The 23,413-nt window shown below is 39.2% G+C and carries 17 protein-coding genes and 1 pseudogene; 4 read left to right on the forward strand and 14 right to left on the reverse strand.

What is annotated here, in order from left to right; genetic code table 11:
• Positions 1 to 149: 149 nt before the first annotated feature.
• Positions 150 to 524 (reverse strand): response regulator, encoded by a 375-nt coding sequence (locus tag N178_RS17335; protein ID WP_087944205.1) that lies wholly within the window; start codon positions 522 to 524, stop codon positions 150 to 152.
• A gap of 237 nt (positions 525 to 761) precedes the next feature.
• On the opposite strand from N178_RS17335, the gene N178_RS17340 reads away from it, so the two are divergent.
• On the forward strand, positions 762 to 1,292 hold the full coding sequence (locus N178_RS17340; RefSeq protein ID WP_045293793.1) for a DUF2529 family protein: 531 nt from the start codon (positions 762 to 764) through the stop codon (positions 1,290 to 1,292).
• A gap of 38 nt (positions 1,293 to 1,330) precedes the next feature.
• Here N178_RS17340 and N178_RS17345 read toward each other — a convergent pair whose 3' ends face one another.
• From N178_RS17345 to N178_RS17385, 9 genes are all read right to left on the reverse strand, one after another.
• Positions 1,331 to 2,938, reverse strand: coding sequence for a CTP synthase (locus N178_RS17345; RefSeq protein ID WP_045293794.1), 1,608 nt, complete (start codon positions 2,936 to 2,938; stop codon positions 1,331 to 1,333).
• A gap of 320 nt (positions 2,939 to 3,258) precedes the next feature.
• Entirely contained in the window at positions 3,259 to 3,795 is a 537-nt protein-coding gene (rpoE, locus tag N178_RS17350; protein ID WP_045293795.1) for a DNA-directed RNA polymerase subunit delta, read from the reverse strand.
• Between the two features lie 349 nt (positions 3,796 to 4,144).
• Entirely contained in the window at positions 4,145 to 7,387 is a 3,243-nt protein-coding gene (gene icmF / locus N178_RS17355; RefSeq protein WP_045293796.1) for a fused isobutyryl-CoA mutase/GTPase IcmF, read from the reverse strand.
• A complete protein-coding gene (locus N178_RS17360; protein WP_045293797.1) occupies positions 7,384 to 8,028 on the reverse strand; it encodes a TetR/AcrR family transcriptional regulator in 645 nt (214 codons plus the stop codon). Before N178_RS17360 ends, icmF begins: the two co-directional genes overlap by 4 nt.
• 27 nt (positions 8,029 to 8,055) lie before the next feature.
• The gene (locus N178_RS17365; RefSeq protein WP_045293798.1) at positions 8,056 to 9,189 is read right to left on the reverse strand and encodes an acyl-CoA dehydrogenase; all 1,134 of its coding nucleotides are present in this window, start codon (positions 9,187 to 9,189) and stop codon (positions 8,056 to 8,058) included.
• A gap of 11 nt (positions 9,190 to 9,200) precedes the next feature.
• Positions 9,201 to 10,328, reverse strand: coding sequence for an acyl-CoA dehydrogenase (locus N178_RS17370; protein ID WP_045293799.1), 1,128 nt, complete (start codon positions 10,326 to 10,328; stop codon positions 9,201 to 9,203).
• 12 nt (positions 10,329 to 10,340) lie between these two features.
• Positions 10,341 to 11,195, reverse strand: a complete 855-nt coding sequence (locus N178_RS17375; protein WP_045293801.1) for a 3-hydroxybutyryl-CoA dehydrogenase — start codon at positions 11,193 to 11,195, stop codon at positions 10,341 to 10,343.
• 15 nt (positions 11,196 to 11,210) lie between these two features.
• Positions 11,211 to 12,374: an acetyl-CoA C-acetyltransferase gene (locus N178_RS17380; protein WP_045293802.1), complete on the reverse strand. Its 1,164-nt coding sequence runs from the start codon at positions 12,372 to 12,374 to the stop codon at positions 11,211 to 11,213.
• A gap of 104 nt (positions 12,375 to 12,478) precedes the next feature.
• The gene (locus tag N178_RS17385) at positions 12,479 to 14,590 is read right to left on the reverse strand and encodes a (Fe-S)-binding protein (protein ID WP_045293803.1); all 2,112 of its coding nucleotides are present in this window, start codon (positions 14,588 to 14,590) and stop codon (positions 12,479 to 12,481) included.
• A gap of 194 nt (positions 14,591 to 14,784) precedes the next feature.
• Here N178_RS17385 and cls point away from each other — a divergent pair, with 194 nt between their 5' ends.
• Together cls and uvsE are read left to right on the forward strand one after the other, a co-directional pair.
• A complete protein-coding gene (gene cls, locus N178_RS17390; protein ID WP_237758515.1) occupies positions 14,785 to 15,981 on the forward strand; it encodes a cardiolipin synthase in 1,197 nt (398 codons plus the stop codon).
• Positions 15,982 to 16,005: 24 nt separating this feature from the next.
• Complete coding sequence (gene uvsE, locus N178_RS17395) at positions 16,006 to 16,959, forward strand: UV DNA damage repair endonuclease UvsE (protein WP_045293805.1); 954 nt, start codon at positions 16,006 to 16,008, stop codon at positions 16,957 to 16,959.
• A gap of 30 nt (positions 16,960 to 16,989) precedes the next feature.
• Here uvsE and argS read toward each other — a convergent pair whose 3' ends face one another.
• From argS to speE, 4 genes are all read right to left on the reverse strand, one after another.
• Positions 16,990 to 18,660: an arginine--tRNA ligase gene (argS, locus tag N178_RS17400; protein ID WP_045293806.1), complete on the reverse strand. Its 1,671-nt coding sequence runs from the start codon at positions 18,658 to 18,660 to the stop codon at positions 16,990 to 16,992.
• Positions 18,657 to 19,097, reverse strand: coding sequence for a YwiB family protein (locus N178_RS17405; RefSeq protein ID WP_224357625.1), 441 nt, complete (start codon positions 19,095 to 19,097; stop codon positions 18,657 to 18,659). The genes argS and N178_RS17405 overlap by 4 nt, the downstream gene beginning before the upstream one ends.
• Before the next feature lie 189 nt (positions 19,098 to 19,286).
• Positions 19,287 to 20,165, reverse strand: coding sequence for an agmatinase (speB, locus tag N178_RS17410; protein ID WP_045293808.1), 879 nt, complete (start codon positions 20,163 to 20,165; stop codon positions 19,287 to 19,289).
• A 75-nt stretch (positions 20,166 to 20,240) separates the two neighbouring features.
• Positions 20,241 to 21,068: a spermidine synthase gene (gene speE / locus N178_RS17415; RefSeq protein ID WP_045293809.1), complete on the reverse strand. Its 828-nt coding sequence runs from the start codon at positions 21,066 to 21,068 to the stop codon at positions 20,241 to 20,243.
• Between the two features lie 266 nt (positions 21,069 to 21,334).
• Between speE and N178_RS17420 the strand changes: the two are divergent.
• Positions 21,335 to 23,402, forward strand: a pseudogene (locus tag N178_RS17420) (transglycosylase domain-containing protein).
• Positions 23,403 to 23,413 lie beyond the last annotated feature (11 nt).

The raw sequence follows: 23,413 nt of genomic DNA on the forward strand, positions 1-23,413 counted from the left end.
TGAGTGTTTCATGTAGAAACAACGCGCATCTTTACATAATAGATTGTCGAATTATGAATACAGTAATTAGGATACCAACTAACAATGAAAACAGCAACATTTTTAGGCTGATATTCAAAATTTGTTAGGATGAAAACCCTACCAAAACCTTAATTCGACTTTACTGGTATATATTCCCTAACAACTTTGCGGATTTCATCAATATCAAACGGTTTTGCAAAGTGAGTTAATGCTCCTAAATCTTTTGCTTCTTGAATCATATCCAATTCACCATAAGCGGTCATAATGATAACTTTAATTGTTTCGTCGTGCTGCTTTAACCTTTTTAAAATTTCGATTCCATCCATTCCTGGAATTTTCATATCTAATAAGACAAGATCCGGTGCTTGCTCTTTTGTAATATCAATCGCCTGGAAGCCGTTCGCCGCTTGAAATGTCGTATAGCCTTCTTTTTGCAGCACTTCCGTTAATAAAATACGTATACCATACTGATCATCAACAATTAAAATTTTCTCTGCCAATATAATCCCACCTTTTATATTCCTCTTATACAGACAAAACTAACATATGTATTTCGCCTTTAAAACAAAAATCCCTGCTAATTAGAGAAATTGTTACAAAACATAGCTTTTTTTGTCGTCCATCTAACTTCATTGCACTTTACTTTCATTGTAGCTCATTTCAAGATAGAATACAGATAGCTTTTTTCGTTATAATGTGTAGATAGCCGGCTTTAGCCGCTTAAATCGAAGGGAGATTCTATGCTTAAAATTTTCACAACTCAACTTTCAGGTTTTTTTAAACGAATTGAAGAACAAGAAGAATTCCAATTTGAAGATGCTGCGCGTATTTTAGCACAGGCCTCTGTCGGAGAAGGATTTATTTATATTTACGGTGTAGAAGAAATGCACGCCATTACGCTTGAAGCACTAAGCAGCGCAGAACCTTTAAGTCAGACAAAAGCTTTGCCTTTACATGAATTGGACCAGCTAACTAGCGTCGATCGCGTACTGCTTGTCTCTAGATTTTCAACAGATCACAAAGCAGTAGAAATAGCTGAACGTTTAAAGAAACGGGATATTCCATTTGTCAGCATTGCTGCTGTCCCTAAAGAAATAGCCGAGCCTTCTTTAACAGCACTCGCAGATGCTCATATTGATACAAAATTGTTAAAGCCGCTTATTCCTGGAGAAGACGGCTCAAGATTTGGTTTTCCAGCAATGATGGTCGCTTTATATGCGTACTACGGTTTAATTTTCACATTAAAAGAAATCGTAGAAGAATATGAATAAAAAACACGCTGTCTAAAGACAGCGTGTTTTTATTTCACTTATTTGTTTTGGCTTGACACCATTGATGCGCGAATAAATTCTTTGAACAATGGTTGCGGTCTTGTTGGACGAGACGTGAATTCTGGGTGGAATTGTGAAGCCAAGAACCATGGGTGGTCTTTAAGCTCTACAATTTCAATTAAACGGCCATCAGGGCTTGTACCAGAGAAGATAAAGCCTTTCTCTTCCATCTGTTGACGGTATTCGTTGTTAAATTCATAACGGTGACGATGACGCTCATACACCACTTCATCTTGATATGCTTCATATGCAAGCGTATCTTCAGACAATTTACATGGATATAATCCTAAGCGTAATGTACCGCCTAAGTCTTCTACGTCTTTTTGTTCTGGTAATAAGTCGATAATTGGATAATTTGTTTCAGGTGCAATTTCTGCTGAATGTGCGCCTTCTAATCCTAATACATTGCGTGCAAACTCAACTGATGCCAGCTGCATACCTAAACAAATACCTAAGAATGGAACTTTTTGCTCACGTGCATATTGTGTTGCCACAATTTTACCTTCGATTCCACGATCACCAAATCCACCTGGAACTAAGATACCATCTACATCACCAAGTAAATCTTGAACATTTTCTTTTGTTACAAATTCAGAGTTTACCCACTTGATATTTACATCTGCATCGAATGCATATCCAGCATGTTTCATTGCTTCTACAACAGAAATATAAGCATCTTGAAGCTCTACATACTTACCAACCAATGCAATTTTTGTTGTGTTTGAAAGTCCTTTTACTTTCTCAACAAGTGCTTTCCACTCAGTCATTTCTGCTTCTTGGCAATCTAATTTCAAGTGATCGCATGTGATTTGATCTAAGTGCTGCTCTTGTAGAGATAGTGGAATTTCATATAATGTTTCAGCATCTGCACACTCAATAACTGCTTTTGGATCAATATCGCAGAATAAAGCTAGCTTGTCTTTCATATCTTCAGAAATTGGCATCTCCGTACGAACAACGATAACATTTGGCTGAATACCTAAGCTGCGTAATTCTTTTACACTATGCTGTGTTGGTTTTGTTTTCATTTCACCAGCAGCTTTTAAATACGGCACAAGTGTACAGTGAATGTACATAACATTGTCACGGCCAATATCGCTTTTGATCTGACGAATAGCTTCTAGGAAAGGAAGTGATTCAATATCTCCTACCGTTCCGCCGATTTCAGTAATAACAACATCTGCGTTTGTTTCTTTGCCTGCACGGAAAACGCGTTCTTTAATTTCATTTGTGATGTGCGGAATAACCTGAACTGTTCCGCCTAAATAATCACCGCGACGCTCTTTTTTCAATACTGTTGAATATACTTTACCTGTTGTTACATTGCTGTAGCGATTTAAGTTGATATCGATAAAACGCTCATAGTGACCTAAGTCTAAGTCTGTTTCCGCGCCGTCATCCGTTACGAATACCTCACCGTGTTGGTATGGACTCATTGTTCCTGGGTCTACGTTAATGTATGGATCAAACTTTTGAATCGTTACGTTCAATCCACGGTTTTTTAATAAACGGCCTAAAGAAGCTGCTGTAATCCCTTTTCCTAGAGATGATACAACACCGCCTGTTACGAAAATATACTTTGTCATCTATACTTCCCCCTCTAAATAATTTGAACTGTACAATATTAAAAGTTTTCACATAAACAATCACAATTCATTCATTGTGCATGCGAAATTATAAGAAACCTTATGAATGTGAAACGTTCAAGAACCAAAAGAAAGTTTCTATCAAGGATTTATAAGAACATATCGGGGTGTAAAACATTGATAAATAAAATAAAAAAATTGCTCCCAATACCAAAACTGGATTGGGAGCAATAGTCTATTTTAAATAAAAACTTTTTAAATGCTTGTTTAAAGAGCCCAAAAAAGATTCTACCTACTTCGCTTGAAAAAGTCAAGAAGGATTATTTTTCTTTTTCGTCCTCATAATCTTCTTCTTCGTCTTCCTCATCATCGTCTAGATCATCTTCTAAATCGTCAAAGTCGTCTTCTGCAAGATCATCTTCATCTTCTTCTAGTTCATCAATATCTTCAAAATCTTCTTCTTCGTCTAGATCATCAACGTCTTCATAATCTAAATCTTCTTCTAGATCATCAAAATCTTCAACTTCTTCAACAACAGCTTTTTTCGCTTTTTTCTTTTTAGGTTTTGCAACCGGAATAACTTCCTCTTCAGCCTGGTCAAAAGGATACCATCCACGAAGACCCCAGTGGTTGTCCCCTACTGTTAAAAAGCGACCATCAATATTAATATCTGTATAAAACTGAGCTAATCTCGTTTTTAATTCTTGATCTGACATTTCCGCTGCTGCTTTAATTTCAGCAATAATTTCTTGGAATGACATTGCTTGACGATCTGTTCTTTCTTCTAGAAGCGCATAAGCAATCTCAATCATCGACATTTCTTTTAAATCCGTTTTTGAGTACTGTGCTAAACTCAAATCTGGCACATCCTTTCTATGGCTATGTATATCGAAAATCTATTAAATCAATTCATCATATGTGTAAATGATGGAAACGAATAAATACATACCATTCATTATAAACAAATTCAATACATTTATGCTAGCCTCGTTTCTAAAATTCTCGAGAATTTCGCATAAAACAACGAAAAAACAGACATTTTATCACTATAATACATTCTACTTAATACGCCAACAGCATCCTTTGATCAAAAGGAATTCACCATCAGTTATTCTGACTCCGTTAGGGTTAAGTCTATAAAAGCCGAGATGACCAAAAATGGTCGTCTCGGCTTTTAATATATCACTATATACTAACGATACATTATTACATATTTCGGCGATATTGCCCACCGCATTCATATAAAGCTCGCGTAATTTCTCCTAAGCTGGCTACTTTAACGGTCTCCATTAACTCTTTAAAAATGTTTTCTCCTTCTGTTGCAGCTTTCTTTAACCTTTTCAGCGCATCTTCTCTTTTTTCTTCATGCTGCTGTTGAAACTTCTGAAGCTGATTAATTTGATGATTTTTTTCTTCTTTTGATGCGCGGGCTAACTGCATGTCATCAACTGAAGAACTTTCCTCTTCATGTGGATTAATATACGTATTTACTCCTATAATAGGTAAAGCTCCCGTATGTTTTTGCATCTCGTATTCCATCGATTCATCTTGAATCTTACCTCGCTGATACTGCATTTCCATCGCACCTAAAACGCCGCCTCGATCATTTAAGCGTTGAAATTCAGCCAATACCGCTTCTTCTACCAAGTCTGTTAGTTCATCAATAATAAAAGAGCCCTGTAGTGGATTTTCATTCTTAGTTAATCCATGCTCTTTTGTAATGATTAGTTGAATGGCCATCGCTCTACGTACAGATTCTTCCGTCGGTGTTGTAATTGCTTCATCATACGCATTGGTATGAAGGGAGTTGCAGTTGTCATGAAGAGCCATTAAGGCTTGCAGCGTCGTACGTATATCATTAAAATTAATTTCCTGTGCATGAAGCGATCGGCCGGATGTTTGAATATGATATTTAAGCTTTTGACTTCGTTCATTTGCTCCGTATTTATCACGCATCACAATTGCCCAGATTCTTCTCGCCACACGTCCAATAACCGTGTATTCAGGGTCAAGTCCATTACTAAAGAAAAACGATAAATTAGGAGCAAAATCATCAATGTGCATCCCTCGACTCAAGTAATATTCCACGTACGTAAAACCGTTGGCTAATGTAAACGCGAGCTGAGAAATTGGATTCGCTCCTGCTTCAGCAATATGATAGCCTGAAATAGACACAGAATAATAGTTGCGCACTTTCTCGTCAATAAAGTACTGCTGAATATCTCCCATCATTTTTAATGCAAATTCTGTAGAAAAAATACACGTATTTTGGCCCTGATCTTCTTTTAAAATATCCGCTTGAACGGTTCCTCTCACTTGTTTCAACGTACCTGATTTTACTTCCTTGTATTCCTCTTCTGTTAAAGAGCGCTTCAGCTCCTCTTCCTTCTTTTCCACCTGCTGACTGATAGCTGTATTCATAAACATAGCTAATAATATTGGAGCCGGCCCATTAATCGTCATCGAAACGGAAGTCGAAGGATGGCACAGATCAAATCCCTTATACAAGAGTTTCATATCATCAAGCGTACAGACATTTACGCCGCTTTCGCCAATTTTCCCGAAGATATCCGGCCTTGAATCCGGATTTTCTCCATAAAGCGTTACAGAATCAAATGCTGTACTTAAACGCTTAGCCTCATCATCTTTTGACAAATAGTGAAAGCGGCGATTTGTTCGTTCTGGTGTCCCTTCGCCTGCGAATTGACGCTTAGGATCTTCTCCTTTTCGTTTGAACGGAAAAACGCCTGCTGTATAAGGAAATGCGCCTGGCACATTTTCTTTATAAAGAAACCGAAGTACTTCCCCATATTCTTCAATCTTTGGAAGGGCCACGCGCGGAATACGCAGTCCTGATAGCGTATCAACTTGCAGAGAAGTTTTAATTTCTTTATTTCTTATCTTTGTAATAAGTTCTTCTTGTCGATACTGACTTTTTAATTTAGGCCAGTTTTCCAGCTTTTCAATCGATTCAGCCGTTAGCTGTTTTTGATATTTCTCCTTTAGCTGAGTGAGCTCTTGCTTGGCTGTTTCTGTTTCCACTTCTTTCAGAGCACCCTCTAGCTGATAAAATTTACGCGCTGTTTGCACTTGAACGTCCGTATTGTGGTGATAAGAGCGAACGCTGTTTACAATCTCCTGTAAATATTGCTGTTGATCATTAGGAATGATGGTATATTTCTTTTCACTTACGCGCTCTGATGATTTTTCTACGTGCCAAGACGTACGGCATGTTTGCTGCAGATGTTTTACAAGATCTTCAAATAAAATATTTGTTCCCCCGTCGTTGAACTGACTCGCAATTGTTCCGTAAATTGGCATAGTAGAGAGATTATTTTCAAACAGCTGATGATTACGCTGATATTGACGCTGCACTTGTTTTTTTGCGTCTTCGGAACCTTTTTTTTCAAATTTATTGATTACAATAAAGTCTGCGTAATCAATCATTTCAATCTTTTCTAACTGCGACGGCGCGCCAAATTCGCTTGTCATTACATAAAGAGAGACGTTTGCAATATCTTTAACTTGAGCATCAGCTTGCCCGATGCCGCTTGTTTCGACAATAATAATGTCGAAACCCGCTTTTTTCACGACGGCAATTCCATCTCGAATGGCCGCCGATAGCTCATGGCCAGATGAACGTGTGGCCAGACTTCTCATATACACACGAGGAGACGCTGCGATGTTCATGCGAATTCGATCCCCAAGAAGCGCTCCTCCAGTTTTTTGTTTAGTTGGATCGACGGATAAAACAGCTACATGAATATCTGGGATATGTTCAATAAACCTTCTTACTAATTCATCCGTAAGCGAACTTTTCCCCGCTCCTCCTGTTCCTGTGATTCCAATAACCGGTATTTTTTGATCCGTTTCGCTTTCGATTAGACTTTCTCGGATTTCTTCAAGAGCGGCTGCGTGTTCTTTTGTGTATTCATAGGCCTCATTTTCAGCGCATGTAATAAGCTGGGCAATTAAACGGTCATTAGCCGGCGTTAAGGTTCGATCCTTCGGCAATGCTGGAGGATTTGTGTAGTAACAATCATCAATCATGAATTGAATCATGCCTTCTAACCCCATTTTTCGTCCATCTTCTGGAGAAAAGATTTTAGAAATGCCGTAATCATGAAGCTCTTGAATCTCACTTGGAATAATTACCCCTCCTCCTCCTCCATAAATTTTAATATGAGAAGCCTGTTGTTCTTGGAGTAAATCGTACATATACTTAAAATATTCTACATGGCCGCCTTGATAAGAAGAAATGGCAATCCCCTGAACATCCTCTTGTATGGAAGCGTTAACAATTTCTTCGACAGATCGGTTATGTCCCAGGTGAATGACTTCTACCCCCTTGGCTTGAAGAATTCGTCTCATGATATTAATGGACGCGTCGTGGCCGTCAAACAGGCTAGAAGCGGTTAAAAAACGAAGCGGTCTTTTGCTTGTATTCAAACTATCTCCCCCTCACACAGTTGTTGAAATGAAAAATTTTTAAGTAAAAAATCTAACTGCATATTTGTATATTCTTCTAGTGAATAATGCTTTTGCAGCCACCATCTGCGAAATGCCCACATCTGACCTTGAACAAATAAATGATGAGCAAACAGCGAAATTTCTTTATCCGTAAGTGCAAATTGATTGTTTTCTACGCAGCCTTCGATAATAACCTTAAACATTTCAACCATATCCAGTTCTTTTTTTAATACATATGGAAGCGCATCTTTAGACAGCGATTTCGCTTCTTGGTACATGACTAATACTTCATCTTGAAGCTCATCTACAACTTTAAAATAGTGCTGAATCGCTTGTTGGAGCTCAGCGATTGTATAACGATCCACTACCATCTCTTCTAATCGCTCTCTCACTTCATCGTAAATGTTGTCACATACAAGATATAAAACATCTTCTTTAGATTGAATATATTCGTAAAGTGTACCGATACTGAACCCAGCGGCTTTGGCAATTTCCCTCGTTGTTGTTCGGTGAAAACCTTTTTCCTTAAATAGCGTGACGGCCCCTTTAATCATTTGATTACGACGCTCTACAATCAGCTTTTCATCTTTAATGGATGTGAGAACTTCTCTCTTTTTCATTTTTTCACCTCTCCTACAACAAGTGTTTTATTTAGCAAGATACCTAGAAATGACGAGACGCTGAATTTCTTGTGTACCTTCATAAATTTGCGTGATTTTTGCATCTCTCATAAAACGTTCTACTGGATAATCTTTTGTATAACCGTACCCTCCAAATACTTGAACAGCTTCTGTCGTTACTTTCATTGCTGTATCCCCAGCATATAATTTTGACATAGCTGATTCTTTGCCGTATGGCAGCCCTTGGGACTCCAGCCAAGCAGCCTGATAGGTTAACAGTCTTGCAGCTTCTATACTCGTGGCCATGTCGGCTAACTTAAAAGCAATTCCTTGCTGGGAAATAATTGGCTTACCAAATTGCTGACGTTCCTTTGCATAAGCCACCGCGGCATCTAACGCTCCTTGAGCAATTCCTACCGCCTGCGCGGCTATGCCATTTCGGCCGCCATCTAGCGTCATCATGGCAACTTTAAATCCTTCTCCTTCATTTCCTAGTAAATTTTCTTTTGGAATACGGCAGTCCTCGAAAATAATTTCTGTGGTGGGTGAAGAGCGAATGCCCAGTTTCTTTTCTTTTTTACCAACTGAAAATCCCGGCATATCTTTTTCAATAATAAAAGCGCTCGTGCGTTTTTCATTAGGATCGATGCGAGCAAATACGACGTAAATATCCGCTTCGCCGCCGTTTGTAATAAAGATTTTAGAACCATTTAAAATATAATCTTCTCCGTCCTTTACAGCGAGCGTTCTCATTCCTCCTGCGTCTGATCCAGCACTCGGTTCGGTTAACCCATAAGCACCTATTTTCTCACCCGTTGCCATAGGTTTCAGGTATTTTTGTTTTTGTTCTTCTGTTCCGAATGTATAGATCGGCCAGCCGGCAAGAGACGTATGAGCCGACAACGTAACGCCTGTTGATGCACATACTCTAGACAATTCTTCAACGGCAATGCAATAAGCTAGATAGTCACTGCCAATTCCTCCGTATTGCTCCGGCCATGGAATACCTGTTAATCCCAGATCGGCCATTTGTGTAAAGATTCCTCTGTCAAAACGCTCTTCTTCATCTCGTTCTGCAGCTGTTGGAGCCACTTCGTTTTTGGCAAAATCTCGCACCATTTTGCGAATCATTTCGTGTTCTTCTGAAAGTTTAAAAAACATGATTATTCCCCCTATAGTTGACTGCTAATGACGATGCGCTGAATTTCGCTTGTACCTTCGTAGATTTCGCACACTTTGGCGTCACGAAAATACCTCTCTACTGGATAATCTTTCGTATAACCATAGCCTCCCAAAACTTGAATCGCATCGATTGCTACATTCATAGCCGTCTGGGAAGCAAATAATTTCGCCATTGAGGCCTCTTTTTTGCAAGGAAGTTTTTGATCATATAAAAAAGCGGCTCTGTACATTAAAAGCTTCGCTGATTCAACAGCTGTTTCCATATCAGCCAGCTTAAAGGCAATTCCCTGCTGAGATAAAATCGGTTTTCCAAATTGATATCGTTCATTTGCATAGTTTTTGGCTGCCGTTAACGCACCTTCAGCAATTCCTACCGCCTGAGCAGCAATACCAATTCTTCCGGCATTTAAATTAGCCATAGCAATTCGAAATCCTTCACCTTCTTCTCCGAGACGATTTTCTACAGGCACCTTCATATTTTCAAAGTGCAGTTGAACCGTTCGAGAACCGTGAAGACCCATCTTATGTTCATCTTTTCCTACTGAAAATCCCTCCATCGTCTTTTCAACGATAAAAGCGCTCATTCCTCTCGACCCACGTTCGGGATTCGTTTTAGCAAATACAATATACGTATCCGCTTCTCCCCCGTTTGTAATGAAAAGCTTTGATCCATTTAAAAGATAGTGGTCTCCTTTTCGTTCTGCTTTTGTTTTTAGGCTTGCGGCATCTGACCCTGCACTAGGTTCTGTTAAACAAAAAGCACCTAAATATTCACCTGTCGCCAGTTTTTTTACATACTTTTGTTTTTGATCTTCCGTCCCAAATACGACAATAGGATTCGTACCTACAGAAGTATGAACAGACAAAATGACACCGAGGGCTGGACTTACTTTTGATATTTCATGGATGGCAATCATGTACGACACAAAGTCCAGTCCGCCCCCTCCGTATGTTTGAGGAACGGGAATGCCCATCAGGCCAAGATCAGCCATCTGCTTTAATAAACCTCGAGGAAATTCACCCTTTTCCATGTTTGGCACAGACGCAGCGACTTCTTTTTCACTAAAATCAGCTACCATCTTCTTAATCATGTGTTGTTCAGACGTAAAAAAGATCATTTCGCCACTCCTTTATGTTTCGTACGTAAAAAATCCTTTTCCTGTTTTTCGGCCAAGCCACCCTGCCTTTACATATTTCCTAAGCAATGGACAAGGACGATATTTGTCATCGCCAAACCCTTTATGAAGCGTTTCCATAATAAACAAACATGTATCGAGCCCGATGAAATCTGCTAATGTCAAAGGTCCCATTGGATGGTTCATTCCTAGTTTCATCACTTGATCAATATCCTCTTCGTTTGCTACGCCTTCATAGAGCGTAAACACAGCTTCATTAATCATTGGCATTAAAATTCGATTTGAAACAAACCCTGGAAAATCATGAACTTCCACCGGGGTTTTATTTAATTTTTTTGTTGTTTCATAGACTGCTTGATACACTTCATCACCAGTAGCCAGCCCTCTAATAATTTCAACGAGCTTCATCACGGGAACAGGATTCATAAAGTGCATGCCAATTACTTTTTCAGGTCGAGTCGTCACAGCTGCAATTTCAGTAATAGGAAGCGAAGACGTGTTGGTTGCTAAAATAGTGTGACTCGGAGCTAACGAATCCAACTCCGCAAAAATAGCTTGTTTGACTTCCATCTTTTCCACAACCGCTTCGACGATTAAATCTGCTTTTTGTGCTGCTGTTATTTCATTTGCCAAGTGAAGGCGCTCCATAATTCCTTCATATTCCTTAGCTGAGAGAGAACCTTTTCCCACCTGCTTTTTCAGGCGTTTATCAATACCTTCTATTCCTTTTTGTGTATTTCTTTGATCAACGTCATACAAAGAGACTTGATATCCGCTCGCAGCAAATACTTGCGCAATTCCCGCCCCCATCTGACCTGCTCCAATAACCATAACTGTTTCAATATTCAAGTTGATATCCCCCTTTTACACTTCTACCATGATGGCATCACCTTGGCCGCCGCCGCTGCAAATAGAAGCAATGCCTAGTCCGCCGCCTCGTCGTCTTAATTCATGAATGAGCGTTACAACAATACGGGCGCCGCTTGCTCCAATCGGATGTCCAAGTGCCACTGCCCCGCCGTTCACATTTACTTTTTCAGCCGGAAGCCCTGCAATCTCCATACTCATTAACGCTACTGCTGAAAAAGCTTCATTGATTTCAAACAGCGCAATATCATCTACTGTCTTATTTGTTTTTTGCAGTAGCTTGTTAATAGCAAACCCAGGCGTTTTCGGAAATTCCCTTGGCTCCATCGCAAGAGAAGTATGGTTTACAATCGTAGCCAACGGCTCATAGCCATTTGCTTTTGCCACATCTTCATCCATTAGCATGAGCGCAGCCGCTCCGTCATTCACGCTAGGTGCATTTCCTGCTGTAATGGTCCCACTGTGGCCAAATACAGGCCGAAGAGACGAGAGTTTTTCTAACGACGTATCTTTTCTTGACCCTTCATCTTTTTGAACCGTTATCGTTCCTTTTTTAGACGGAATATCAACTGAAATTCTTTCTGCATCCCATCTCCCTTTCTCTTCTGACTCTACTGCTAACTGATGACTGCGAAGCGCCCATTCATCCTGCTTTTCTCGGGAAATATTCATTTCAGAAGCTATTTCATTTCCATACGTACCCATTTGAACCCCTGTAAAGCTGCATGTCAAACCATCGTGAACCATCAGATCCGTCACCACGCTATCTCCCATACGGAATCCCCACCTTGCTTTTGGAAGAAGATACGGTGCGTTACTCATCGATTCCATTCCCCCTGCAATGATTGTTTTTGCTTCTCCTAACCGAATCAGCTGATCAGCAGTTGTAATACTGCGCATGCCCGATGCACAAACTTTATTAATGGTTTCCGTCTCTACTTGCCACGGTAAACCTGCATAATGCATGGCTTGCCTAGAAGGCAGCTGTCCTTGGCCCCCTTGCAGCACGCACCCCATAATAACGGAATCAATTTCTGTACGTCCCTTTGATGCTGCTTGAATCGCTTTCCCGCCTAGTTCTGCCGCTTTTAGTCCGCTTACGCTGCCACCTAATTTTCCAAAAGGTGTTCGAACTGCACTCACAATGACTGTTTTCCCCACTATTGTTTCCTCCTCTTTTTCCTGAACTTTGTCCTTGCCGATTGAACGCTTGCTCAATTTCCTTTCTGTAAAAAGTAGAGATGAATACCATCTCTACTTCTCCTTTATGAAACCTGTTCTTGCACGTCACCATAAATTGACTTTTCAAGCAGTTCTGCTACGTCATACGTATGAACCTTTTCTTCTACTTCTTTTGCTTTTGTTCCGTCACTTAGCATGGTCAAGCAGTACGGGCAACCTGAACTGATAACGCTTGGATTAACGGCTAAGGCTTGTTCCGTGCGCGCTACATTAATACGCTGGCCGGTCGTTTCTTCCGTCCACATTAACCCTCCTCCTGCTCCACAGCACATACCATTTTCACGGTTGCGATCCATTTCAATCAAACTAACACCTGGAATCGCTTTCAAAATTTCTCTCGGTGGACTGTATACTTCGTTATACCTTCCTAAATAACAGGAATCATGGAAGGTAATTTTTTCATTAACCGCATGTTTTGGTGACAGCTTACCTTCTTTCACCAACATAGCTAATAATTCTGTGTGATGATACACTTCTCCTTCAAAACCGAAATCTGGATATTCATTTTTAAAGATATTGTAAGCATGTGGATCAATGGTAACAATTTTTTTGATTTCATTTTTTTCAAATTCAGCGATGTTTTTAGAAGCCAATTCTTGAAATAAGAATTCATTGCCTAACCTGCGCGGCGTATCACCAGAATTTTTTTCTTTATTTCCTAAAATCGCAAATGAAACACCAGCTTCATTGAGAAGCTTTGCAAACGATAGAGCGATCTTTTGACTGCGGTTGTCATAAGACCCCATGGAACCTACCCAGAACAAATACTCAAACGTTTCACCGGCTTTACTTACTTCTTTAACAGTCGGAATGTGAACATCTTCTCTTACATGTCGCCATTCTTCACGCTCTTTTCGGTTTAATCCCCAAGGGTTTCCTTGACGCTCAATATTCGTCATGGCACGCTGAGCATCCGCGTCCATTTTTCCTTCGGTTAATACTAAAAAACGTCGTAAATCTATGATTTTATCTACATGCTCGTTCATTACGGGACATTGATCTTCACAGTTTCGGCACGTTGTACATGCCCAGATTTCTTCTTCCGTAATGACATCTCCAATTAAAGCGGGATTATATTCCGCTGTTGCTGCGGCTTCTGCTCCGCCTTGGCCGGCCGCCATCATCGCCAGCTGATTTCCTTTTGTTTTAGAGAATGCATACGTAGGAACCCAAGGAGCCTTAGATGTCACAACCGCTCCTTTTTCTGTTAAGTGATCGCGCATCTTTAAAATCAAATCCATTGGAGATAAAATTTTCCCTGTACCCGTTGCCGGACACATATTCGTACATCGGCCGCATTCCACACAGGCATATAAATCAATAAGCTGATGCTGCGTGAATTCTTCAATCTTTCCAACTCCAAACGTCTCCTGCGTCTCGTCTTCAAAATCAATCTTTTCAAGCTTACCTGGCTTAGAAACACGGTTGAAAAATACATTAGCCGGTCCAGCCAGTAAATGAGCATGTTTTGATTGAGGAACATATACTAAAAACGTCAATAACACGGCTAAGTGAATCCACCATGAAACATAAAAAATGGAGATAGCGGCAGTATCATTGATTCCCTTAAACAAGATGGCAATCGATGACGCAATCGGTTCTGTCCATGCTGGTTCATGATTATGCCAGATGATTGACATGCCGTTTCCAACAAGCACTGACAGCATAAGTGCTCCAATAAAAATCAGCACTAAACCAGATTTGAACCCTCTTTTTAAACGCACAAGCTTTTCGATATAGCGGCGGTGAAAAGCCCAGACAACTGCTACTAAAATCAAAAACGTTACAATTTCTTGAAAAAATGTAAAGCCGGGATATAAAGGTCCAAGCGGCAAATGCTTACCTGGAAGCAAACCTTTTATGATGAAGTCTAACGCGCCGAACTGAACTAAAATAAACCCATAAAAAAACATGACGTGCATAATTCCGCTTTTTTTATCTTTTAACAGCTTCTTTTGTCCAAACACGTTCACCCAAATTTTTTGCAGCCTTTCTTTTAAGCGCTGATCAAATTCAACTTTTTTTCCTAATTGAATATACTCAATGCGTGTGCGAATTAAATAGACAAACAAAGAAACAGCGTAAGCGGTTACAATAATAAAAAAGAGAAAATTCACCCACAGCAACCCTGTCATCTCGTCCCCTCCTTGAATAATTTGTTACCTTCTTTCCTCCTGACAACTAAATTTTCTGATAATATATCTGTTTTCATTGTATATAATGAATGAGCATTCAGTCAATATCTTTTCGTTCTTTTGTTCATATTCTATTTAAACAAGGTGACACTAAGAACAACATAAAATGTATTTACATCGGGAAAAGAGGTGACATGATGAGCGGCATGGTTTTAATTTTACTTTTTATTATTTTTATTGCTTGGCTTGCAATTGACCTTGGCGTTGGAAAAAAAGTATTTTCTCAGGCTGAAAATACATTTCCAAAGCGCCGTGCTTCTCTTTTTTTGTTCGCAGACGGGAATGTCTTGTATAAAGATTTATTTCACGAAATAGAAAATGCCTCTTCATTTATCCATTTATCGTTTTACATTGTACAAAATGATGAAATTAGCCAAGAATTTTTAGATTTACTAGTCCAAAAAGCACGTCAAAATATTGAGGTCAGATTATTGGTAGACCGTGTAGGAAGCTATAAAATTAAGAAAAACAAAATTGCATTCTTAAAGAAACAAGGTGTTCATTTTGCTTACAGTCGAACGCTGCGGTGGCCTTATTTGTTTTATACACTCAACGCACGCAATCACCGTAAAATGGCCGTTATTGATGGGAAAGTTGGCTACATTGGAGGTTTTAATATTGGAAGAGAATATTTAGGACTCGACGCCAAGCTTGGGGTGTGGAAAGATTACCACCTGCGTATGGAAGGGGAAGGTATACAAGACCTTCAAATGCAGCTATTGAGCGACTGGTATGCTGCTACCGGCTTAGACCTGCGTAAAGTGGAAAGATACTTTCCACCAACCTCTGAAGGAGACTATGTTATTCAGCTACAGTCGACTGAAGGTTTTTCACTTGAAGAAAGCTTTTTATCGATTATCAACAAAGCCAATAGGGAATTGTACATAGGTACTCCTTATTTTATTCCAAGCGAACCTTTGATGAATGCTTTACTGCAAGCTCGTGCACGGGGAGTACAAGTTCATATTTTAATTCCAATGCGTGCAGATCAACCGCTTGTTCATCATGCTGCGTTTGCCTATCTTCCCACATTACTTCAAGCAGGCTGTATGATTTATCAATATTATTACGGTTTTTACCATGCCAAAGTATTAATTGCAGACAATGTGATCTGCGATGTAGGAACGGCTAATTTTGATAAAAGAAGCTTGTTCTTAAATGCTGAAATCAACTGTTTAATCTATGATGCAACATACATTGAAGAAGTAAAGAACAGCTTTAAAGCTTGTATGGGAGAATGCCCAATTTTGTCTTTAGAAGATGTCAAAAACCGAAAATGGAGTGAAAAACTAAAGCAAGGATTTGCAACCTTTATTTCTCCGTTACTTTAATGAACGAAAAGAGGAAGATTTATCATGAAAATTAGATTTGGCTATGTATCACATGCCCTGTCGCTTTGGGACTGCTCACCTGCTAAAACCCTCACGTTTACTAGATGGGGGAAAATGAAAAAAGATGAGAGGCTGGATAAGCTTCATCACGTCACAAAACAAAATTTGAATCACACTAAGCGCGCTTTGCATTTTAATATTGCCCACGAAATTATGCTGTATCGATTATCATCTTCTCTTGTCCCTTTAGCTACTCATCCTGAAGTAGATTGGAATTACATTGATGCGTTCCAAGAAGACTGGTCAGAGATAGGAGAATTGATTCGAAATCATCAGCTGCGCGTGAGTTTTCACCCCAATCAGTTCACATTATTTACAAGTGACAAAAAACACATTACAGAAAATGCGGTAAAAGATATGGATTATCACTATAGAATGCTTGAAGCGATGGGAGTAGCCGATCAAGCTCTTATTAATATTCATGTAGGGGGAGCTTATGGCAATAAAGAAAAAGCGATCGGTCGATTTCATGAAAACATTCAAACGCTGCCGCCTGTCATTAAAAAGCGCATGACTCTTGAAAACGATGATAAAACATACACAACTGAAGAAACATTAGCCGTATGCGAAAAAGAGAAAGTCCCTCTCCTCTTTGATTATCACCACCACAAAGCAAATGAAGGAGAAGAATCCCTTGACCTATTGCTCCCTCGTATCTTTGACACGTGGAAGCATATCGGGTTAAAACCAAAAGTACATATCTCTTCTCCTAAATCTGAAAAAGAATTTAGAAGTCACTCTGATTATGTCTCGACTGATTTCATCGCACCTTTTTTGCAAATAGCTAAAGATATCGGACAAGATTTTGACGTAATGATTGAAGCAAAGTTAAAAGATAAAGCGCTGCTAAAATTAGTGGAAGATTTAGCATCAATGAGAGGAGTAAAACGTACGGGAGGCGCCACGCTTATTTTTTAAATAAAAAAAGAGCCAAGAGGCCCTTTTTTTTTACATTTTTTCAGGTGCTGAAACACCAATTAATTTTAAGGAGTTTTGAAGCGTTACTTGAACAGCTTTCACTAGTTCAATACGCGCTTTACTTGTTTCTACATTATCGCTGTCTAATACTTTTTCTGCATTATAGAAGCTATGGAACGTAGAAGCAAGATCAAATACATAGTTCGTAATGCGGTGCGGAATACGTTTTGTTGCTGCTTCCGCTACGGCCTGAGGAAACTCTCCGATTTTCTTCAGCAGTTCCATTTCTTTTTCTGCACTAATTAATGAAAGGTCAGCGCCAGATGTTGATTGAATCCCCATCTCTTCACCTTGACGAAGAATACTGCAAATACGAGCATGAGCATATTGCGCGTAGTATACAGGATTTTCATTAGATTGAGAAACAGCTAAATCCAAATCAAAGTCTAAATGTGTATCCGCACTTCTCATCGCAAAGAAGTAGCGAGTTGCATCAAGGCCTACCTCTTCTACTAGATCACGCATTGTTACTGCTTTACCTGTACGTTTGCTCATTTTCATTTTTTCGCCATTTTGATACAGTTGAACCATTTGAATAATTTCTACTTCAAGCGTATCTTTTTCATAACCAAGCGCTTGAATCGCCGCTTTCATACGAGGAATATATCCATGGTGATCGGCTCCCCAAATGTTGATTAGCTTGTCAAATCCGCGCTGAATTTTGTCTTGGTGATACGCAATATCTGGCGTTAAGTAAGTAAATGAACCGTCATTTTTAATTAACACACGGTCTTTATCATCACCAAATGTTGTAGAACGGAACCACGTAGCACCTTCTTCTTCATATACGTGGCCTTGTTTTTTCAACGTTTCAAGTGCAACTGAAATTTTATCATTTTTATAAAGAGACGTTTCAGAATACCATACGTCAAATTTCACACGGAACTGTTCAAGATCACGCTTTAATTTAGCTAACTCATAATCTAATCCGTATTGACGGAAGAATTCAAAACGCTCTTCTTCAGAGGCGTTTACATACTTGTCTCCGTGCTCTTTTGCTAGCTCTTTTCCGATGTTTATAATATCAGCACCATGATAGCCGTCTGCAGGCATTTCTTTCTCTAAACCAAGAGCCTGCATGTAGCGTGCTTCTACTGAATAAGCCAGGTTATTAATTTGGTTACCGGCATCATTGATATAGTATTCACGTGACACATCATAACCTGCTTTTTCAAGAACATTACACAGTGAGTCTCCAACTGCTGCACCGCGGGCATGTCCTAAATGTAAATCCCCTGTCGGATTAGCTGAAACAAACTCAACCTGTACTTTTTGTCCGTTCCCTACGTTTGTTTGACCGTACGCTTCACCAGCTTTTACAATCGTTGGGATAAGCTCTGTTAAATAAGAGTTATTCATATAAAAGTTGATGAATCCAGGGCCTGCAATGTCAATTTTTTCGATAGATGCTTTTGATTTATCGAAGTTTGCTACAAGCTCTTCAGCGATAGCACGCGGAGCTTTTTTGGCAATACGAGCTAGCTGCATAGCCATATTGGTAGAATAATCACCGTGTGTTTTATCTTTTGGGGTTTCTAATAGAACTTCTGGAAGTTCTGCTTTTTCAGCTAGTCCTGCTTTGACCACAGCATCTTGAATTTCAGCTTTTAATTTTTGCTGCACTTGTTCGACGATGTTCATTTTTTCTCCTCCTTGAATGTAATGGTTAACGCATATTTCCCGGTAGGCTGACCCTGTACTTCTAGATCATACGTTAAAAATAATCGACCCTTTTGAGTCATTTGTTTATATTCAATGTTATGAGCGAATGTTAGTAAATCCATACGTCCATAAGGGCTTATATAAGTTCCTTCGATCTGTACCTTTTTACGAAACGATTGCTTCATTTGAACAGCACCGGTTCGGTTAATTGATACTTCATCTTCACTAATTTTTACCATTGTTCTGATATCTCCGATTTCCTCTTGGCGCTCTGTGTATGTAAGATAAACTTTCGATCCTTTTTCATAATACATACCTTTTGCATTTACCGATGTTGTCTCTTTTCGATGACCATCGCGGATATCCGTCACAATTTTAACTTCAATGGGTTTCTTGACTTCTGAAGCGTTACTCACAAAAGACACTTCCTTATTAAAATGAATACGTTATAACTTAAATAGTATAAACATTCTAAAGAAAGAATTCAATAATACTTCAAAGGAAATATGATAGATAAGCCGAGAATTCCTCTTTTCACTGTGTTTGACATACTCACATATTTCAAACAAAAAAGGCGGCCTTAGGCGGCCGCCTTTTTACTTTATTTATTTCTTTTGAACCCAGCCTAAGATCATTTCGCGAATAAGCTTGCTTGCTGTATTAGCTGTTTGTTCAGACGGATCGTAAATTGGAGCTACTTCTACTAAATCCCCTCCGACAATGCGAAGATCGGATTTAGCAATTGCGTGAATAGAAGCTAAAAGCTCTTTTGATGTGATACCGCCTGCATCTACTGTTCCTGTACCAGGAGCGTGCGCTGGATCTAATACGTCGATATCAATTGTTACATAAACAGGGCGACCTGCAAGACTTGGTAAAATCTCTTTTAACGGCTCTAAAACTTCAAACTTTGAAATATGCATGCCGTTTTCTTTTGCCCATTGAAATTCTTCTTTCATTCCTGAACGAATACCAAATGAATAAACATTCTCAGGTCCGATTAGTTCAGCAACTTTACGAATTGGAGTGGAATGAGAAAGTGGTTCTCCTTCATACTCTTCACGAAGGTCTGTGTGAGCATCCATATGGATAATGGCTAAATCAGGATATTTTTTATACATAGCTTTCATAACAGGCCAAGAAACCAAATGCTCTCCGCCCATGCCTAATGGGAACTTGTCCGCTGCTAAAAGCTGGTCGATATACTCTTCAATCATATTTAAGCTGCGCTGAGGATTCCCAAATGGAAGTGGAATATCTCCTGCATCAAAATATTTTACTTCTTCTAGCTCCCGATCTAAATACGGGCTGTATTCTTCTAATCCAATTGATACTTCACGAATACGAGTTGGGCCAAATCGTGAACCTGGACGATAGCTTACTGTCCAGTCCATTGGCATTCCGTAAAGAACCGCTTCACTTTCTTCAAAAACAGGGTGACTGCCGATAAATACGTTACCTGAATAAGCTTCATCAAAACGCATATTTTGTTCCTCCTTCATTACTCATAGAAAAGATGCCAGCCTTAGACCTCTGGCATCTCACTTGTATGTGATAGCTTATTTAATAAGATCTTGCACAAATTTAGGTAAAGCAAATGCCGCTTTGTGCAATTCTTTTGTGTAATACTTTGTATCAATATCGAAGAAACGATCTTCGCTTACTTCTAATGGATCATGTTTCTTTGAGCCCATTGTAAATGTCCATAAACCGCTTGGGTATGTTGGAATATTCGCTACGTATAGACGTGTAATCGGGAAGATTTCTTTTACGTCACGCTGAACATTTGAGATAAGCTCTGGTGTGAACCAAGGGTTGTCCGATTGAGCAACAAAGATACCATCTTCTTTAAGTGCTTTTGAGATACCTGCATAGAACCCTTTTGTAAATAAATTTACAGCTGGACCTACTGGCTCTGTTGAATCCACTAAAATGACATCGTATTCGTTCTCGCTTTTAGCGATGTGCATAAATCCGTCATCTACTTGTACATCAACACGCGGATCTTCTAGTTTTCCCGCAATTGAAGGTAAGAATTTTTTTGAGTACTCAATAACTTTTCCATCGATGTCAACTAACGTTGCTTTTTTTACGCTTGGGTGTTTTAAGATTTCACGGATTACGCCTCCGTCTCCTCCACCTACAACTAGTACGTTTTCTGGATTTGGATGCGTAAATAACGGTACATGCGCAACCATTTCATGATAAACGAACTCATCTTTTTCTGTTGTCATAACCATACCGTCAAGTAGGAGCATGTTACCAAACTCTTCTGTTTCAACCATATCTAATTTTTGAAACTCCGTTTGCTCTGTATGTAAAGTGCGATTAATTTTAGCTGTAATACCAAAGTTCTTTGTTTGCTTTTCTGTGAACCATAATTCCATTTCAAACTCTTCCCTTCTATTTTGAGAATTAACCTATGCATAGATTACCCTAACATAATTTATACAAACATGAAAAAAGTATAGATGAATTCAGCAAAAAATCAAGTAAAATTTTTAACAATGGAGGTTTAAAACCACCTTTTCTATTTCATACTGATGATAGATACAAGCTTTAGAATCTACTTGCACCGCTCTTTTAATAGAATTTTGTTGCGTTATAAGCAACATGTACGGTGCATAGTGACACATATTGGTGGTGAATGGAAATGGAAACGGTATTAACCGAACATTTAAAAAAGGCAAGACGCGTCTTCCGAATTCTTCTCGTCCTTGGTATATTAGCGGGGGCTTTATTGTTGTTTGCCTATATAAGCATCTTTCTCTACGCCAAAATCGCTGGCCCTCCTCCGCTAAACGTTTCTCAAACAGCTGTTTTCTACTCAGCAAACGGTAAAGTTCTTGATGAAGTTCACAATGGACAAAAGCGCTACTGGGTCTCACTTAATCAAATTTCACCTTACGTAAAAGATGCAACTTTAGCCGTTGAAGATAAGCGCTTTTATGAGCATCACGGCTTTGATATGCATCGAATCGCCGGAGCAATTGTAGCTGATATAAAAGCTATGGGAAAAGTACAGGGTGCGAGTACCATTACCCAGCAGTATGCACGAAACTTGTTTCTAGAGCACGATAAAACGTGGACTCGAAAGCTTCAAGAAGCTCTGTATACGATTCGGTTAGAAATGAATTATAGCAAAGACCAAATTTTAGAAGGCTACATGAATACGATTTACTATGGCCATGGAGCTTATGGAATTGAAGCGGCAGCTAGGCTGTATTTTGATAAGCATGCCAAAAATTTGACGTTGAGTGAAGCGAGTATGTTAGCAGGTATCCCAAAAGGCCCTAGCTACTACTCTCCTCTTATTCATCAAGAAAATGACAAAAAAACGACAAAATATCATTTTATCTCTCATGAAAGAGGATGGAATTATTACAGCTAAGCAGGCAACAAAAGCGCTTGTAACCCCTCTAGCATTTGCAAAGCCTGCCGAAAAAGATCCTAATAAAGAAGATGCTTCTTACTTTATGGATGCAGCGCTAGCAGAATTAAAGCAAGATTTAGGCATTGATGAAACCATGATTTATACAAATGGACTTCGCGTTTATACAACGCTGGATGAAAAGATGCAGCGAACGGCAGAAGAAAAAATGAAAGATGTTATCAGCAGCTCTTCAGACGTACAAAGTGCATTTGTTGCCATGAATCCTAAAAATGGACAAGTGAAAGCTCTTATTGGTGGAAGAGATTATGAAAAGAGCCCATTTAATCGCGCTACTCAAGCAATAAGACAGCCTGGCTCAACGATGAAGCCATTTTTATACTATGCGGCATTAAAAGATGGTTTTACTGAATCCACTCCAATGAAAAGTGAAGAAACGACGTTCAAATTAGAAGATGGTGTTTCGACATACACACCTAGTAACTATCACAATTATTATGCAGATGCTCCTATTACAATGGCTCAAGCCATCGCACTTTCAGACAACATTTATGCGGTAAAAACGCATTTGTTCATTGGGGAAAACCGCTTGATCGAAACCGCTAAAACACTTGGTATATCATCACCTTTAAAGAAAGTTCCATCTTTAGCTCTTGGAACTTCACCTGTCAAAGTCATTGATATGGTTAATGCGTACGGCATCTTTGCTAATGGCGGAAAAGAAATTCGTCCAACATTTATTAAACGAATTGAAACCCATGATGGAGAAGTTGTTTATCAAGCTCCTTCTGAACGGAAACAAGTCATTGATAAACGCTATGCTTTTCTTACTACCCATTTAATGACAGGCATGTTTAATCAAAAGCTAAATGGCTATACAACCGTCACAGGAAAGCCTATTTCTAAATATGTATCTCGTCCTTACGCGGGAAAATCCGGCACAACCTCTACGGACAGCTGGATGATTGGCTACTCTCCTCAGCTCGTTTCAGGCGTTTGGGTTGGGTATGATCAAGGAAGGACAATGGATGATGTAGCTGAAAAAGGATACGCAAAAAAAATGTGGGCGCTATTTATGGAAGATGCTTTAAAAGGAAAGAAAAAAGAAAAGTTTAAAGCACCAAATGGATTAATGAGCGTAAACATTAATCCTCAAAATGGAAAGTTAGCATCCAAATCATGCCCTGTTCAATATAAAGCTTATTATTTAACTGGTACACAGCCGAAAACATATTGTACTGACCACATCGATCATGCAGCAAAAACGAAGAAGAAACAGCATGAAGCAGAGAATAAAAAGTTTCATTGGCTACCAAAATGGTTTGATTAAAAAAAAGCTAG

The organism is Priestia aryabhattai B8W22 (genome assembly GCF_000956595.1).
GTDB classification, from domain to species: Bacteria; Bacillota; Bacilli; order Bacillales; family Bacillaceae_H; genus Priestia; species Priestia aryabhattai.

Bases quoted from the DNA above. Each gene is read 5' to 3' on its own strand.
- N178_RS17340 (WP_045293793.1), top strand. From the start codon at position 762: ATGCTTAAAATTTTCACAACTCAACTTTCAGGTTTTTTTAAACGAATT.
- N178_RS17345 (WP_045293794.1), bottom strand. From the start codon at position 2,938: ATGACAAAGTATATTTTCGTAACAGGCGGTGTTGTATCATCTCTAGGA.
- N178_RS17360 (WP_045293797.1), bottom strand. From the start codon at position 8,028: ATGAAAAAGAGAGAAGTTCTCACATCCATTAAAGATGAAAAGCTGATT.
- N178_RS17365 (WP_045293798.1), bottom strand. From the start codon at position 9,189: ATGTTTTTTAAACTTTCAGAAGAACACGAAATGATTCGCAAAATGGTG.
- N178_RS17370 (WP_045293799.1), bottom strand. From the start codon at position 10,328: ATGATCTTTTTTACGTCTGAACAACACATGATTAAGAAGATGGTAGCT.
- N178_RS17385 (WP_045293803.1), bottom strand. From the start codon at position 14,590: ATGACAGGGTTGCTGTGGGTGAATTTTCTCTTTTTTATTATTGTAACC.
- cls (WP_237758515.1), top strand. From the start codon at position 14,785: ATGATGAGCGGCATGGTTTTAATTTTACTTTTTATTATTTTTATTGCT.
- uvsE (WP_045293805.1), top strand. From the start codon at position 16,006: ATGAAAATTAGATTTGGCTATGTATCACATGCCCTGTCGCTTTGGGAC.
- argS (WP_045293806.1), bottom strand. From the start codon at position 18,660: ATGAACATCGTCGAACAAGTGCAGCAAAAATTAAAAGCTGAAATTCAA.
- speB (WP_045293808.1), bottom strand. From the start codon at position 20,165: ATGCGTTTTGATGAAGCTTATTCAGGTAACGTATTTATCGGCAGTCAC.
- speE (WP_045293809.1), bottom strand. From the start codon at position 21,068: ATGGAATTATGGTTCACAGAAAAGCAAACAAAGAACTTTGGTATTACA.